The 14,905-nt window shown below is 63.9% G+C and carries 14 protein-coding genes; 3 read left to right on the top strand and 11 right to left on the bottom strand.

Translation table 11 applies throughout. From position 1 onward, the window contains the following. Positions 1-58 precede the first annotated feature (58 nt). The 8 genes from ribB to G502_RS0114950 all read right to left on the bottom strand — a co-directional run bounded on the left by ribB (position 59) and on the right by G502_RS0114950 (position 8,535). Positions 59-1,204 (bottom strand): 3,4-dihydroxy-2-butanone-4-phosphate synthase, encoded by a 1,146-nt coding sequence (gene ribB, locus G502_RS0114990; protein ID WP_022729496.1) that lies wholly within the window; start codon positions 1,202-1,204, stop codon positions 59-61. A gap of 7 nt (positions 1,205-1,211) precedes the next feature. Next, complete coding sequence (locus G502_RS0114985) at positions 1,212-1,802, bottom strand: riboflavin synthase (protein WP_022729495.1); 591 nt, start codon at positions 1,800-1,802, stop codon at positions 1,212-1,214. Positions 1,803-1,851: 49 nt separating this feature from the next. Beyond that, complete coding sequence (gene ribD, locus G502_RS0114980) at positions 1,852-2,967, bottom strand: bifunctional diaminohydroxyphosphoribosylaminopyrimidine deaminase/5-amino-6-(5-phosphoribosylamino)uracil reductase RibD (RefSeq protein ID WP_022729494.1); 1,116 nt, start codon at positions 2,965-2,967, stop codon at positions 1,852-1,854. Then, on the bottom strand, positions 2,948-3,409 hold the full coding sequence (nrdR, locus tag G502_RS0114975) for a transcriptional regulator NrdR (protein WP_022729493.1): 462 nt from the start codon (positions 3,407-3,409) through the stop codon (positions 2,948-2,950). The genes ribD and nrdR overlap by 20 nt, the downstream gene beginning before the upstream one ends. 33 nt (positions 3,410-3,442) lie before the next feature. Then, positions 3,443-4,756: a serine hydroxymethyltransferase gene (gene glyA, locus G502_RS0114970; protein ID WP_245560774.1), complete on the bottom strand. Its 1,314-nt coding sequence runs from the start codon at positions 4,754-4,756 to the stop codon at positions 3,443-3,445. A gap of 53 nt (positions 4,757-4,809) precedes the next feature. After that, positions 4,810-5,250 carry a ribose 5-phosphate isomerase B gene (rpiB, locus tag G502_RS0114965; protein WP_022729491.1) on the bottom strand — a complete coding sequence of 147 codons (441 nt, stop codon included), beginning with the start codon at positions 5,248-5,250 and terminating at the stop codon, positions 4,810-4,812. A 106-nt stretch (positions 5,251-5,356) separates the two neighbouring features. Next, a complete protein-coding gene (locus G502_RS22085) occupies positions 5,357-6,460 on the bottom strand; it encodes a cytochrome b/b6 domain-containing protein (protein ID WP_081649827.1) in 1,104 nt (367 codons plus the stop codon). Positions 6,461-6,525: 65 nt separating this feature from the next. Further along, a complete protein-coding gene (locus G502_RS0114950; RefSeq protein WP_022729490.1) occupies positions 6,526-8,535 on the bottom strand; it encodes a protein meaA in 2,010 nt (669 codons plus the stop codon). 197 nt (positions 8,536-8,732) lie between these two features. Here G502_RS0114950 and ccrA point away from each other — a divergent pair, with 197 nt between their 5' ends. The 3 genes from ccrA (at position 8,733) to G502_RS0114935 (ending at position 12,210) form a co-directional block, all read left to right on the top strand. Then, positions 8,733-10,013, top strand: a complete 1,281-nt coding sequence (ccrA, locus tag G502_RS0114945; protein WP_026989538.1) for a crotonyl-CoA carboxylase/reductase — start codon at positions 8,733-8,735, stop codon at positions 10,011-10,013. Positions 10,014-10,099: 86 nt separating this feature from the next. After that, a complete protein-coding gene (locus G502_RS0114940) occupies positions 10,100-11,788 on the top strand; it encodes an acyl-CoA dehydrogenase family protein (protein ID WP_022729488.1) in 1,689 nt (562 codons plus the stop codon). A 74-nt stretch (positions 11,789-11,862) separates the two neighbouring features. Beyond that, on the top strand, positions 11,863-12,210 hold the full coding sequence (locus G502_RS0114935) for an antibiotic biosynthesis monooxygenase family protein (RefSeq protein WP_022729487.1): 348 nt from the start codon (positions 11,863-11,865) through the stop codon (positions 12,208-12,210). 238 nt (positions 12,211-12,448) lie between these two features. Here the strand turns inward: G502_RS0114935 and truA are convergent, their stop codons facing one another. The 3 genes from truA to def are packed head-to-tail and all read right to left on the bottom strand — an operon-like array spanning position 12,449 to position 14,748. After that, entirely contained in the window at positions 12,449-13,192 is a 744-nt protein-coding gene (truA, locus tag G502_RS0114930) for a tRNA pseudouridine(38-40) synthase TruA (protein ID WP_022729486.1), read from the bottom strand. After that, positions 13,189-14,160, bottom strand: a complete 972-nt coding sequence (gene fmt, locus G502_RS0114925) for a methionyl-tRNA formyltransferase (protein WP_081649826.1) — start codon at positions 14,158-14,160, stop codon at positions 13,189-13,191. Before fmt ends, truA begins: the two co-directional genes overlap by 4 nt. A gap of 51 nt (positions 14,161-14,211) precedes the next feature. After that, positions 14,212-14,748, bottom strand: coding sequence for a peptide deformylase (def, locus tag G502_RS0114920; RefSeq protein ID WP_022729484.1), 537 nt, complete (start codon positions 14,746-14,748; stop codon positions 14,212-14,214). Positions 14,749-14,905: the final 157 nt, after the last annotated feature.

Genomic DNA, 14,905 nt, shown 5'->3' with positions numbered 1-14,905 from the left:
CGGATCCCGGCGCTTTTCAGCCGTGGCTATCGGGGATACGCGCCTTTGACGCAAGCCCCTATTGCGCCGGACGCACGGGATTCTGACCGACAACCTTCAAGCCATAGCCTTCCAGGCCCACGATGGTATGGCGCGTGTTGTGCAGAAGCACCATTTCCCGCACGCCCAGGTCCAGCAGGATCTGCGCCCCCTCGCCGTAATCGCGCAGTTCGGTGCTGGGGAGGCCTTCCTGCGCGTCTCGGTTCTTCAGGCGTTCCGAGATCGAAACCGGCGAAGGGTCGCGGATCAGGACAACCACGCCACGTCCTTCCTGGCCCACCATGTCCATGGCCTCCTGCAGTTCACCGCCGCGCCCCTGCGAGCGGTCGGACAGAACGTCATCCAGGATCGAAAGCGCGTGGACGCGTACTGGCACTGGCGCGCCATCGTCGATCGTCCCCTTCACCAGGGCCACATGCTCGGCCTGGGTGATGGTGTTGCGATAGACCGACAGGCGAAAGGTTCCACCATGACGGCTGTCGAAGTCCTGGGTCAGGACCTTCTCCACAAGGCGGTCGTTGCGGCGGCGATAGGCGATCAGGTCGGCAATGGTGGCCAGCTTCAGGCCGTGGGTCTGGGCAAAGGCGATCAGGTCGTCGCGGCGCGCCATGGTGCCGTCGTCGTTCATGATCTCGCAGATCACGCCCGAGGGATTGAGGCCGGCCAGGCGCGCAATATCCACGGCCGCTTCCGTGTGCCCCGTGCGCTCCAGCACACCGCCATCGCGCGCCAGCAAGGGAAAGACATGACCAGGTGTGGCGATATCCTCGGCGCTGCTGGAGGGGTCGATGGCCACCGCGATGGTGCGCGCACGGTCCGGAGCGGAGATCCCTGTGGTCACGCCCTCCTTGGCCTCGATGGAGACGGTAAAGGCCGTCTCGTGCCGGGACTCGTTCTTGCGCGACATCATCGGCAGGCCCAGGGATTCGATGCGTTCACGCGTCAGGGACAGGCAGATCAGACCGCGCCCGTACTTGGCCATGAAATTGATGGCCTCGGGGCCGGCCATCTGTGCCGGAATGACCAGATCGCCCTCATTTTCACGATCTTCGTCATCCACCAGGATGAACAAGCGCCCGTTGCGCGCTTCCTCGATGATTTCCTCGATCGGCGAGACCAGTTCACGAAAGGTTACGCGCCAGGGCTCGACGTTTGATTCCGACATGCTTTCTTCAGTCCTGCTGGGCCATGAGGCGAGCAACGTAGCGCGCCAGAAGGTCGATTTCCAGATTAACCCGGTCCCCGGTTTCATAGCGGCCGAAGGTGGTGACCTCTGCCGTATGGGGAATGATGTTCACGCCGAACACGGCCCCCTCGACTTCGTTCACGGTCAAAGAGACTCCATCCAGCGTGATGGACCCCTTGGGTGCGATATAGCGCGCCAGTTCTTCTGGCGCGCGGAAGGAAAAACGCAAGGATTCGCCTTCGGGACGGACCTCCAGGATCTCAGCCACACCATCCACATGCCCCGAAACCAGATGACCGCCCAGTTCATCGCCCAAACGCAGGGCCCGCTCCAGGTTCACCGGCTGCCCTGGCTGCCAGTCGCCCAGCGTCGTCTTCGACAGAGTCTCGCCGGACACGTCCACGGCAAACCAGTCCGCCCCCTTCTCCACCACACTCAGACAACAGCCGTTGCAGGCGATGGAGGCGCCAATAGCCACCTCGTCCAGGGGATAGGACGTGGCAATGCGAAAGCGCCGGTCCGCCTTACCGGTACTCTCTCGCAATTGTCCCAGATCACTCACTAGTCCCGTAAACATGATGGCAGTCCAATGGAATCAAGAATAAAAGCTGTCCCGAACGGAAGGATCAGGCCGCCTCGCGCCGGTAACGCTCCAGCAGGTCTTCGCCCAACGGCTCCAGGGCCTCGCGGCGAAAAACCGGGGCCTGCACCAGGCTATCCAACTCCAGCGTTCCTGTTCCCGGCAGGCCATCCGCACCAATCAGCAGGGGCGCACGGAACCATTCCAGCCGATCCACCAGTCCGGCCTTCAGGAAGGCCGTGGCCGTCTCGGCGCCGCCCTCAAGCAGGATACGCGTCAACCCTCGTTCCGCCAGGCCTTTCAGCACAGTCTCGGGAAAACGGTCGTCAGTCTCGGCCGCCGTGCAGGCAGCTATCTCAACACCGGCCTCGCGATAGCTTGCCAGGGCTCCGTCATCATGCCGAGCGGACGTGAACAGCAATGTCGGGCGCCGCCGTGCCTGGGCCACAAGGTCATGTTCCGGGGGCAACCGCAAGCGCCGGTCCATCACCACGCGAACCGGCGAGCGCACTTCCAGCCCGGGCAGGCGCACATCCAGCCGCGGATTGTCGACAAGCGCCGTACCGGCTCCCACCAGGATGGCATCGTGACTGGCACGCAGCAGATGGGCACGCGCCCGCGCGGCCTCGCCCGTGATCCACTTGCTCTCGCCCGAGGCCAGGGCTATCCGCCCGTCCAGGGAGGTGGCCAGCTTCAGGCTGACCAGCGGGCGCCCCGTCAGCTTGTTGAGAAAGAAGCCGCGGTTCAGCTCGCGTGCATCGTCGGCACAAAGACCCACTTCCACGTCAATGCCCGCCTGTCGCAGGGCCGCAATTCCACGTCCGGACACCCGCGGGTCCGGATCCTCGCAGGAAATGACACAACGTTTGATGCCGCTCTCGATCAGTGCGTCGGTGCAGGGGGGTGTCTTGCCGTGATGGGAGCAGGGCTCGAGGCTGATGTAGGCCGTCGCTCCGTGCGCCGCAGGGCCGGCGCGGCGCAGCGCTTCCGTCTCGGCATGGGGCCGGCCACCAGGCTGGGTCCAGCCACGCCCTAGGGCACGGCCCTCGGCCACGATGACGCAGCCAACCGCGGGATTGGGCGAAACCTGCCCGAGCCCGCGGCGCGCCAGCGCCAGGGCGGCCATCATCCACAGCCTGTCTTCAGATATCGCCGTCGCCACCGATCTTGCCTACGAACTCGCCGAAATCACTCGCCTCGCGGAAATTCCTGTAAACCGAGGCAAAGCGCACGTAGGCGACACCATCCAGCGAAGCAAGGGCATCCATGACCATTTCACCGACGACCTTGCTGGGAATCTCGCTCTCGCCCGAGCTTTCCAGACGCCGCACGATCCCGTTCACGACGCGTTCCAGGCGCTCGGCATCCACGGGACGTTTCTGCAAGGCGATCTGCATGGAACGCATCAACTTGTCCCGATCGAAGGGCTGGCGCTTGCCATCGGACTTGACCACCGTCAGCTCGCGAAGCTGGACCCGCTCGAAGGTGGTGAAACGCGCCCCGCAGTTGGGGCAGAGACGACGCCGCCGTATCGCGGAACTGTCTTCCGTTGGACGGGAGTCCTTAACCTGTGTGTCTTCATGACTGCAAAACGGACAGCGCATTGTCTTCTACCCCTGCCAAGTCCCGCGGTGGGTCTAGTCGATCAGGTCCGGATAGATGGGAAAGCGCTGGCACAGCGCCCGAACCTTTTCATAGACGGCCTTCTCGGCCTTGCTGTTGTCCTCGCGATTGACGGCCAGTTCGTCAAGGACCTCGACGATCATCTGGCCAACCTGGCGGAATTCCTCTGCGCCGAAACCGCGGGTCGTGCCGGCTGGGGTCCCAAGACGGATGCCGGACGTCACCGCCGGTTTCTCAGGATCGAAGGGGACACCGTTCTTGTTGCAGGTGATGCCGGCCTTATCCAGGGTCACTTCGGCAATATTGCCGGTCAAGCCTTTCGGCCGCAGGTCCACCAGGACCACGTGGGTATCGGTGCCGCCCGTGACGATGTCCAGGCCCCCGCTCTTCAGGGTCTCGGCCAGGACCTGGGCATTCTCCACGACCTGTGCTGCATAGGACTTGAAGGACGGCTGCAACGCTTCACCGAAGGCCACGGCCTTGCCGGCGATGGCATGCATCAGGGGCCCGCCCTGCAGGCCCGGGAAGACGGCGGAGTTGATCTTCTTGCCGATCTCCTCGCTATTGCTCAGCACCATCCCGCCGCGCGCACCGCGCAGCGTCTTGTGCGTGGTGGTGGTCACCACGTCGGCATGGGGCAGCGGGCTGGGGTGCACCCCGGCAGCCACAAGGCCGGCAAAGTGCGCCATGTCCACCATGAACAGCGCGCCCACCTCGTCCGCAATTTCACGGAAGCGTTCAAAGTCGATGTGGCGCGGATAGGCTGACCCGCCTGTGATGATCATCTTCGGCTTGTGCTCGCGGGCCAAGCGCGCGATCTCATCGAAATCCATCAGGCCATCTTCGCGGCGCACACCGTACTGGACGGGCTCGAACCACTTGCCTGACAGGTTTGGCGCTGCTCCGTGGGTCAGGTGACCGCCAGCCGACAGCGACAGGCCCATGAAGGTGTCCCCCGGCTTCAACAGAGCTAGGAAGACCGCCTGGTTGGCCTGGGCGCCGGAATGCGGCTGGACATTGGCGAAGCTGCAGCCAAAGAGTTTCTTGGCTCGCTCGATGGCCAGTTTCTCGACCACGTCCACATGCTCGCAGCCACCGTAGTAGCGGCGCCCGGGATAGCCTTCTGCGTACTTGTTGGTCAGAACGGTGCCCTGGGCCTCCAGCACGGCGCGCGAGACGATGTTTTCGGAGGCGATCAGTTCGATCTGGTTCTGCTGGCGCCCCAGCTCATCCTGGATGGCCTTCGCCAGGTCGGAGTCGCTCTCGCTCAGTCCCGCGGTGAAAAAGTTGTCTTCGGTCATGGCGGACTTTGCAGCTTCTGCAGTCATGTTCTCAGGGTCCTCGACGTTGTTGTCGGAATGAAGTGAAGGGCGCGGACAGCCTAGGCTTGCCCCAGCTTGTCGACGCGCCGTTGGTGCCGGCCTCCCTCGAACTCCGTCTCAAGAAAAACCTTGAGGCAGGCCTTTGCAACCTCTTCGCCAACCAGGCGCGCACCCAGTGCCAGGACATTGGCATCATTGTGCTGGCGCGCCAGCCGTGCAGAGGTTTCGTCGGAACAGAGTGCCGCCCGAACGGCCGGATTGCGGTTGGCTGCCATGGAAATACCGATGCCAGTGCCACACACGATCACACCGCGCTTCACGCGTCCTTCGGCGATGGCTTCGGCCATGGCCCGCCCATAATCTGGATAGTCCACCGACTCCTCCGAGTCGGTACCCAGATCCAGGACAGTGTGGCCCAGCTTGACAATTTCTTCTGCCAACAGGCTTTTCAGCCCGTAACCGGCATGGTCGGAGGCTAGTGCTATAGTTTCGCGCGACATGTTCCGCTGTTCCTCAGGAAGGTGCCGGACGCTACCACATGTAGACGTGCCTGCAAAGCCACGCCCCCATTTCCGTCAACACGGGCGCCACAAGCCAGGTAGAGGCTCAGGCTCCGGACGCTTCGGCATGCAGGACAAACTGGATGATGATCTCGGCACCGACCTGGGAGGTGTCTTCCCACTGGCCCTGCCCCACGCCATAGTCCAGTCGATTGATGGCCAGCTCACCTTCGGCGCGGGCTGTCCGCTCCTCGCCTTCACCCTCGATCTCCAGTGTAAAGGGCAGGACCACGTCACGTGTCGTATCGCGCAGGGTCAGTTCGCCCTCCGCCTCGTATGCGCCATCGCCGGTTTCACGGAAAGTCTCGGCCAGGAAGCGCGCTTGCGGATAGCTTTCGACGTCCAGCAGCCCTTCATCGCGTATGGAACTGTCCCTCTGTCCCGAGCCGCTGTTCACCGAGGCGGTTTCGATCGTCACCTCAACTCTGGAATCTTCCAGGTCTTCTGGATCGAAACGGATGTCGGCCTCGAATTCCTCGAAAACCCCCTCGAAGCTATCCCCCGACTGGCTGCCGATGAAGGCCAAGCGGCTTTCCTCGTAATCGGTCTGCCAGTCCGTGGCCTCAGCCGCGGCCGGCAACAGCGCGACGGACAGGAGGCCAGCTGCAAGCGCCGGCAACATGCGCCGCAGGACCGTGTCCTTCAGCAGGAAGTGATGGCGCAGCGCGGCGGCGGCATGGACCAGCACCACCAGCAACAGGGCGGCGGCGAGATAGAAATGTACGGCGGACATAGTATGCATCAATTCCTCGTTGGCCGCGATGGGGCTGGGCAGGTTGAAAAGGCCATAGACGACGGTTGGAAAACCCGAGGCAAAACCGATCACCAGACCGCTGGCCGGCATGGCAAGCATCAGGCAATAGAGCAGGAAATGACTGACGCGCGCGGCCATCCTTTCCCAGTTCGGCATGCCTGCCGGAAGAGGCGGAGGCGGATGGCGCCAGCGCCAGATCAGGCGCAGGATCACCAGGACCAGAATTGTCAGGCCAACAGACTTGTGCAGATTGTAGAATTCGATCTTCTGCGGAGAGTTGTCCATGGAGACCATGTACAGACCGAAGAGTCCCTGCCCGATCAGAGCCAGGGCCAGCAGCCAGTGCAAGGCACGCTGGACGGGATGATAGCGTTGGAATTCGACGTCTGCGGACATGGCACCCTTCCTGCTGAGAAGGTAGTCCTTCCTCAGCGTTTTGCCAGGGGCAAATGCCCTAAAGACTATGCAAGCTCCTGTTCCACCAGGTCAACAATCCGGGCAAGAATGGGGGTCAGCTCGTAATCCTTGGGCGTGAAGACGGCAGCAGCGCCCGCCTCTTCCAGACGCTTTGCATCGGCTTCGGGAATAATGCCCCCCACGACCAGGGGCAGATCCTCCAATCCATCAGCCTTCAGGCGCTCACGCACCGCCGACACCAGGGCCAGATGACTGCCCGAGAGGATCGACAGGCCGATGACATGCACGCCTTCCTCCAGTGCTGCATTGGCGATCTGTGCCGGGGTCAGGCGGATGCCTTCGTAGACCACCTCGAAGCCGGCATCGCGCGCCCGCACGGCAATCTGCTCGGCGCCATTGGAATGCCCGTCCAGCCCCGGCTTGCCCACCAGCATCTTGGGTCGGCACCCCAGTTGTTCGGACAGAGCCTCGACGCGGCGGCACAACTCCGCCAAGCGCTCCTGCTCCGCTGCCGAGATGTCACGCCCACGGCCCAGGCCGGTCGGCGCACGATACTCCCCGAAGACACGGCGCAGGGCCTCTCCCCACTCGCCCGTGGTCACCCCCGCATGGGCACAGGCAATGGAGGGCTCCATGATGTTCCGGCCGTCCCGCGCCGCTGCTTCCAATTCGGCCAGCGCCTCTGCTGCCTTCTGCCCGTCGCGCTGCTGGCGCCAGGCCGCCAGGGCGGCCACCTGTTCCGTCTCGGCCTGCGGATCCGATTGCAGGTAGCCGCCCTCACCGGCCGTCAGTGGCGAGGGCTCGCTTTCTTGATAGCAGTTGACGCCAACCACCGGCAGCTCACCGCTCTCGACGGCGGCGAAGCGCCGTGAGGCGCTGTCCACCAGGCGCTCCTTGATATAGCCGCTTTCCACCGCCGCAACGACTCCGCCGCGCTCGGCCACACGCGCCATCTCGGTCCTGGCCTCCTCCATGAGGCCCGCCACCTTCTGTTCGATCACGGGATTGCCCGTGAAGATGTCCTCATGCTCCAGCAGGTCGGTCTCAAAGGCCAGGATCTGCTGCAGGCGCAGGCTCCACTGCTGGTCCCAGGCGCGCGGCAGGCCCAGCGCCTCGTTCCAGGCCGGCAGTTGCACGGCACGTGCGCGTGCGTCCTTGGACAGCACGACGGACAGCGTCTCCAGCAGGATACGATAGACGTTGTTCTCGGGCTGTTGCTCGGTCAGGCCCAGCGAGTTCACCTGCACGCCATAGCGGAATCGCCGGTACTTCTCCTCCTCTATGCCGTAGCGCTCGCGACAGATCTCGTCCCAAAGCTGCACGAAAGCGCGCATCTTGCAGAGTTCCGTGACGAAACGGATACCGGCATTCACGAAGAAGGACAGACGCCCGACCACGCGCGGGAAATCGGCGTCCGGCACCTGTCCGCCATCGCGCAGGCTGTCGAGGACAGCTGTTGCCGTAGTCAGCGCATAGGCCAGTTCCTGCTGGGGCGTGGCACCGGCTTCCTGCAGGTGGTAGCTGCAGACGTTCATGGGGTTCCAGCGTGGCAGCTCGCGATAGGCAAAGGCGATGACGTCCGTGGTCAGCTTCAGCGAGGGCGCGGGTGGCAGCATGTATGTGCCGCGCGAAAGGTATTCCTTGATGACATCGTTCTGGACCGTCCCGGTCAGCGCTGCCCGATCCGCACCCTGCCGCTCGGCGGCTGCGATATAGAGCGCCAAAAGCCAGGGCGCCGTGGCATTGATGGTCATGGAAGTGTTCATCTGGTCCAGGGGGATGCCGTCGAACAGCGCCTCCATGTCTCCCAGGTGACAGACAGGCACACCGACCTTGCCCACCTCGCCCAGGGCAAGCGGGTGATCGCTGTCATAGCCCGTCTGGGTTGGCAGATCGAAGGCGACCGACAGGCCGGTCTGCCCCTTGGCCAGGTTGCTGCGGTAGAGCGCGTTGGAGGCGCGCGCCGAGGAATGACCGGCGTAGGTCCGGAACAGCCAGGGGCGATCGCGTCTGGGCTGCTTATGTTGCGCTGCACTCTCTTCTGACTGAGTCACACCCCGCCTCCCTTCGGAATTTCTCTGTTATTTCTGTTATATCTTATAAAACGTTATGAAATTACCCGTGCATTGATTCATTCGTAACATACTATCTTTTTGCATTGCAAAAAATAAATCGTTGTAGTTAGCTGATGCAAAAACAACCGGCGCAAAAAGCCGGCCCCGCAGAAATGGACAGGAGCAAGGAGGCCGTCATGAACAGCACTGCCGAAGTGGTGCAGATCCGCCCCGGACAGGAAGCCAAGGATCTCTACGAAGTGGGCGAAATCCCACCGCTGGGCCATGTGCCCAAGAAGATGTACGCCTGGGCCATACGGCGTGAACGCCATGGCGAACCGGAAAGCGCCATGCAGCAGGAAGTCGTCGACATTCCCGAACTGGACAGCCACGACGTCCTGGTCATGGTGATGGCCGCGGGGGTGAACTACAACGGCGTCTGGGCGGCCCTGGGGCAGCCGATGTCCGTCTTCGACGTGCACGGCGCCGACTACCATGTGGCCGGTTCGGACGCCTCGGGCGTCGTCTGGGCCGTTGGTACGGCGGTCAAGCGCTGGAAGGTGGGCGACGAGGTCGTGATCCACTGCAACCAGGACGACGGCGACGACGAGGAATGCAATGGCGGCGATCCCATGTTCTCGCCCTCCCAGCGCATCTGGGGCTACGAGACGCCGGACGGCTCCTTCGCCCAGTTCTGCCGCGTCCAGGACCGACAGCTCATGCCGCGTCCGAAGCACCTGACCTGGGAGGAGGGCGGCTGCTACACGCTTACGCTCGCCACCGCCTATCGCATGCTCTACGGCCATCGCCCGCACATCCTCAGGCCCGGTCACAATGTCCTGGTCTGGGGCGCCTCGGGCGGTTTGGGCTCCATGGCCATACAGCTGATCGCCACCGGCGGCGCCAACGCTCTGGGAGTCATCTCCGATGAGACAAAGCACGACTTTGTCATGGGCCTGGGCGCGCGCGGCGTCATCAACCGCAAGGACTTCAACTGCTGGGGCCGCCTGCCCGACGTCAACGGCGACGACTTCGGCGATTACATGAAGGAGGTGCGCAAGTTCGGCAAAGCGATCTGGGAACACACCGGCAAGGGCAATGACGTGGACTTCGTCTTCGAGCACCCGGGCGAGCAGACCTTCCCGGTCTCCTGCTTCGTGGTGAAGCGTGGCGGCATGGTGGTCTTCTGTGCCGGCACCACCGGCTACAACCTGACCATGGATGCCCGCTTCGTCTGGATGCGGCAGAAACGCATCCAGGGCAGCCATTTCGCCAACCTGAAACAGGCCAGCCAGGCCAACCGTCTGGTGATCGAACGGCGCATCGACCCCTGCATGAGTGAGGTCTTCGCCTGGAACGACATTCCGCTGGCCCACACCAAGATGATGAACAACCAGCACAAGCCCGGCAACATGGCGGTCCTGGTCCAGGCCAAGCGCCCCGGACTGCGCACCATCGAGGACGCCGTCGAGGCGTGAGTCCCTTCCGGGCCAGGCCTTGCCTGGCCCGGCTCGAGCGGCCATAACTGGTGCCGACTCTTCAGGCAGGATAAGGGGTTGCAACCTTGAGCCAGGCACAATCCACCTCCCCCGGAGCAGGCAACGCGCGCCTCCTCCTCGACAATCTGACAACGCTGTGCCGCGAGGCCCTTGCGGCCGCTGAAAGCTTCTCTGAGGCCGCCAAGATCGCCCTGGCGCGAAGCGTTGCCCCTGAGGGCAAGCCCGACGCTGCCCTGCTGGAGCGTGAGCAGTTCGCCGCCCACGGCTATGCCTGGTTCGCAACCTATGTCGCCGCATTGCGCGAACTGCTGGACTGGGCCGAGCGACTGGAGGGTGAGGGTCGCCTGGGCGAACTGGAAGCCCTGATGTTACAGGCCGCCTTCGGGGAATACCTGAACCAGTTGAAGGGCGGCATCGCGCTCAGCCAGGTGGAGATCCTGCGCCCCTCTGACCTGGGCCTTGCCGACAGTGAGATCGAGGCTTTCCTGACGCCCGCCGTCAGACAGCTCTGCTCGTCGGGCCACACGGCTGCCGTTCGCACGCGCATCGCCGATTTCCTGGCCGAGGACAATTTCGGCGCCCCCGGTCTGGACGAGACCGAGGCCATGATCGCCGGCGAATTCCGCAAGTTCGCCGATGCCCATGCCGAGGCCGCGCACGAATGGCACTTGAAGGACGACCTGATCCCGCTCGAAGTGGTGCAGCAACTGGCCGACCTGGGCGTCTTCGGCCTGACGGTGTCCGAAGACTACGGCGGCACCGGTATGGGCAAGACCGCCATGTGCGTGGTGACCGAGGAGTTGAGCCGCGGCTACATCGGCCTGGGCTCGCTGGGCACGCGCTCGGAGATCGCCGCCGAACTGATCACCCTGGGCGGCACCCAGGCACAGAAGCACCACTGGCTGCCGCGCATCGCCTCAGGCGAGATCCTGCCCACCGCCGTCTTCACCGAGCCCAACATCGGTTCGGACCTGGGCAGCCTGCGCACCCGCGCCACGCGAAACGGCGATGTCTATCGCGTCACCGGCAACAAGACCTGGATCACCCATGCCGCGCGGACCGATATGATGACCCTGCTGGCCCGTACCAATCCGGACGAGCCGGGTTACCGCGGCCTGTCCATGTTCCTGGCCGAGAAGCCGCGCGGGAGCGACGAAGATCCCTTCCCGGCCAGGGGCATGAGTGGCGGCGAGATCGAGGTGCTGGGCTATCGCGGCATGAAGGAATACGAAATCGCCTTCGACGATTTCGAAGTGCCGGCCGCCAATCTGCTGGGCGAGGTCGAGGGCGAAGGCTTCAAGCAGTTGATGGCCACCTTTGAATCCGCGCGCATACAGACCGCCGCCCGGGCCGTTGGGGTCGCCCAGAACGCCATGGAGCTGGGGCTGGCCTATGCCCAGGAGCGCAAGCAGTTCGGCAAGGCCATCCTGGGGTTCCCGCGCGTCTCCGGAAAGCTCGCCTGGATGGCGGTGGAAACCATGCTGGCGCGACAGCTGACCCTTGCCGCCGCCCGCGAGAAGGATTCGGGCCGGCGATGCGACATCGAGGCCGGCATGGCCAAGTTGCTGGCCGCCCGTGTGGCCTGGGCCAACGCCGACAACGCGCTGCAGATCCACGGCGGCAACGGCTATGCCCTGGAATACAAGATCTCGCGCGTGCTCTGCGATGCGCGCATCCTCAACATCTTCGAGGGCGCCGCCGAGATCCAGGCCCAGGTCATCACCCGCGGCCTTCTGAAACCCGGCCGGAACTGACAGGCGCAGGCATGTCCGGGTCATCTTTGCTAGTCTTCTCCTGAAAGCAATGAATCAGGAGGGAGACCACGCCCATGATCGCCGTCATCTTCGAAGTCTGGCCAGCCGAGGGGGAGTTCGACCACTATCTGGACTTGGCCGCCGAGTTGAAGCCTGAGTTGGAGCAGATCGACGGCTTCATCTCCGTCGAGCGTTTCCAGAGCCTCACCGATTCCGGCAAGCTGCTGTCCCTGTCCTTCTGGCGTGACGAAGAGGCGGTCCAGAACTGGCGCAACCGGCCCAATCACCGCGCCACCCAGGCCAAGGGCCGGGCCGGCGTCTTCAAGGACTACCGCCTGCGCATTGCCGGCGTCATTCGTGACTACGGCATGAACGATCGTGCCCAGGCGCCCGAGGACAGCCGCGAGGCCCATGGCGGGTGAGTAACCAACATGCTTCGAGGCTTTGTCTTCGACAAAGGACCAGTAGATCGGAGTTCAAATTATTGATAAAAAACGATCCTCACCCTGAGGTGTGGAGCGCGTAAGCGCGGAGCCTCGAAGGGCACCGGCACCGGCTGTGCCATTTTCCAGGGTCCAGGTCGGTGCCGGGATGCTTCGAGGCCCGACCCCTTGGGTCGGGCACCTCAGCATGAGGCTATTTATTTCTGATTCCAGGTAGTTAATCGTAACGCACACCTGTCAGGTACAACCCATCGGCCGGAGCGGTCTCTCCAGCGGCGGAACGGTCGCGTGCCTCCAGGATGGTGCTGATCTCTTCCGGCGCCCAGCGGCCGTGGCCGATCTGTTTCAGGGTGCCGGCAATGTTGCGCACCTGGTGATGCAGGAAGGAACGCGCCGCGGCGTAAATCTCGATCGCCTCCCCCTCGCGCACCACTTCCAGGTGATCCAGTGTCTTCACCGGCGAATCCGCCTGGCATTCCGAGGCTCGGAAGGATGTGAAGTCGTGCTTGCCCACCAGGCGTTGTGCCGCGGCGGCCATTGCCTCTGCATCCAGTGCCTTGGGCACCCACCAGGCACGGCCGGCATCCAGCACCAACGGCGCGCGCCGGTTGACGATGCGATAAAGATAGCTGCGCCCCGTTGCCGAGAAACGCGCATGAAAGTCATTGGGCGCTTCCTCGGCCGCGATCACGGCAACCGGCTGCGGCTTCAAATGGTGGTTCACGGCATCGCGCACGGTATCGGGCCGGGTCGAGCGCGCCAGGTCGAAATGCGCCACCTGGGCCACGGCATGCACGCCGGCGTCCGTGCGCCCGGCGCAGTGCACCACCACGCGTTCGCCGGAAAAGGCATGAACCGCTTCTTCCACGGCGGCCTGTACCGAGTGGCCGTTGTCCTGGCGTTGCCAGCCGACAAAGGGGGCCCCGTCGTATTCCAGGGTCAGCTTGAAGCGTTGGCTCATGCCGGCTCCGGCAAGCTCAGGACCGCGCCCGCCGGCACGGCGAAGCCGCGCAGGAAGGCAGAAGCCTCCAGGACGGAGCGTCCCGGTCGTTGCAGTTTCACCAACCGCAAGGCCCCCTCGCCGCAGGCCACGGTCAGGCGATCATCCAGAACTGTCCCCGGCCTGGCGCCTGACTGACCCTCCTGCAGGGCAGCCTGCACAACCTTGATGCGCGCGCCGTCGAATTCGCAGTAGGCGCCCGGCCAGGGCGTGAAGGCACGTACCTTGCGCTCCAGTTCCACTGCCGGCCGGCGCCAGTCCAGCGCGCTTTCCGCGCGGGTCAGCTTGGCGGCATAGGTCACGCCCTCTTCGGGTTGCGGCTCGGGGGTGATGCGGCCAGCCACATAGTCCGCTAGCACCGATGCGATGGCTTCGGCGCCCTGGCGGGCCAGGCGGTCATGCAGGCTTTGCCCGGTTTCGTCGGGGGCAATCTCCAGCGGCAGACGCGCCAGCATTGGTCCGGTATCCAGGCCGGCCTCCATGCGCATGAGGGTGACCCCGGTCTCGGCGTCGCCGGCCAGAAGGGCGCGCTGGATCGGGGCCGCACCGCGCCAGCGCGGCAGCAGCGAGGCATGGACGTTGACACAGCCATGCCGCGGCGCATCCAGGACGGCCTGGGGCAAAATCTGGCCATAAGCCACCACCACGGCGACATCCAGGTCCAGCGCGGCGAAGTCGGCTTGCGCTTGCGGATCCTTAAGGCTGTCCGGCGTATGGACCGGCAGGTCATGTGCCAGCGCCGTGTCGTGCACAGGCGAGCGCGTCTCGCGATGGCCGCGCCCGGCGGGCCGCGGCGGCTGGGTGTAGACAGCCACGATCTCGTGCCCGGCCCAGATCAACGCTTCCAGGGTGGGCACGGCGAAATCCGGCGTACCCATGAAGGCCAGACGCAAAGGCTTCTTTCTGGATGTAGTGGTGCTTTCCGACATGGCCCCGCTTATAGCATGAGCAGACGTCAATGCCAGCCGAGGGCTATGTCCTTAGGATGCGGCCGCGTAGCTGGGCAGGGCGTGCGTCTTCTTGGCTTTCAGCAGCTTGCGCAGCACCATGTTGCGCTTCAGCGAAGACAGGTGGTCCAGGAACAGGATGCCGTCCAGGTGGTCGATCTCGTGCTGGATACAGGTGGCCAGCAGGCCGTCGGCTTCCAGCTCGCGAATCTCGTTCTCGCGGTCGATATAGCGCAGCCGGATTTCCGCAGGCCGTGCCACCTCGCCGAAATACTCCGGCACCGACAGGCAGCCTTCCTCGTACGTAGCATCGTGGTCGGAGACCTGAACCAGCTCCGGATTGGCCATGAGCAAGGGCTTGCGTTCCTCGTCCTCGGACGTGACATCCACCACGATCACGCGCTTGGACACCCCCACCTGCGGCGCAGCCAGGCCAATGCCCGGCGCGGCATACATGGTCTCGAGCATGTCGTCCATCAGCTTCCGGATAGCGTCATCCACGCGCTCGACCGGCTTTGCCTTGGTCTTGAGCACGGGATCTGGTGCGGTCACGATGGGAAGCAATGCCATTTTGCGAGGTATCCGTTCCTTGAAATCCTTCTAATCTGGATAGGTATGCCGTTCACCAGCAGGCGTCAAGATTTGAAGCCGTGGGCCAGGCACGCCCAATGCTCCCGCGACTCTGACTGCTTGTGCTATGCAGGCCCCGGACGCTACGGAATGGATG

Origin of the sequence: Fodinicurvata sediminis DSM 21159 (assembly GCF_000420625.1) — a bacterium.
GTDB lineage: Bacteria > Pseudomonadota > Alphaproteobacteria > Kiloniellales > DSM-21159 > Fodinicurvata > Fodinicurvata sediminis.
The sequence above is the reverse complement of the archived record's forward strand: the minus strand, read 5'-3'. Positions and strand labels throughout refer to the sequence as shown.

Excerpts from the sequence above, each read along its gene's own strand:
- ribB (WP_022729496.1), bottom strand. The coding sequence starts at position 1,204 with ATGTCGGAATCAAACGTCGAGCCCTGGCGCGTAACCTTTCGTGAACTG.
- G502_RS0114985 (WP_022729495.1), bottom strand. The coding sequence starts at position 1,802 with ATGTTTACGGGACTAGTGAGTGATCTGGGACAATTGCGAGAGAGTACC.
- nrdR (WP_022729493.1), bottom strand. The coding sequence starts at position 3,409 with ATGCGCTGTCCGTTTTGCAGTCATGAAGACACACAGGTTAAGGACTCC.
- glyA (WP_245560774.1), bottom strand. The coding sequence starts at position 4,756 with ATGACTGCAGAAGCTGCAAAGTCCGCCATGACCGAAGACAACTTTTTC.
- rpiB (WP_022729491.1), bottom strand. The coding sequence starts at position 5,250 with ATGTCGCGCGAAACTATAGCACTAGCCTCCGACCATGCCGGTTACGGG.
- G502_RS22085 (WP_081649827.1), bottom strand. The coding sequence starts at position 6,460 with ATGTCCGCAGACGTCGAATTCCAACGCTATCATCCCGTCCAGCGTGCC.
- ccrA (WP_026989538.1), top strand. The coding sequence starts at position 8,733 with ATGAACAGCACTGCCGAAGTGGTGCAGATCCGCCCCGGACAGGAAGCC.
- G502_RS0114935 (WP_022729487.1), top strand. The coding sequence starts at position 11,863 with ATGATCGCCGTCATCTTCGAAGTCTGGCCAGCCGAGGGGGAGTTCGAC.
- truA (WP_022729486.1), bottom strand. The coding sequence starts at position 13,192 with ATGAGCCAACGCTTCAAGCTGACCCTGGAATACGACGGGGCCCCCTTT.
- fmt (WP_081649826.1), bottom strand. The coding sequence starts at position 14,160 with ATGTCGGAAAGCACCACTACATCCAGAAAGAAGCCTTTGCGTCTGGCC.
- def (WP_022729484.1), bottom strand. The coding sequence starts at position 14,748 with ATGGCATTGCTTCCCATCGTGACCGCACCAGATCCCGTGCTCAAGACC.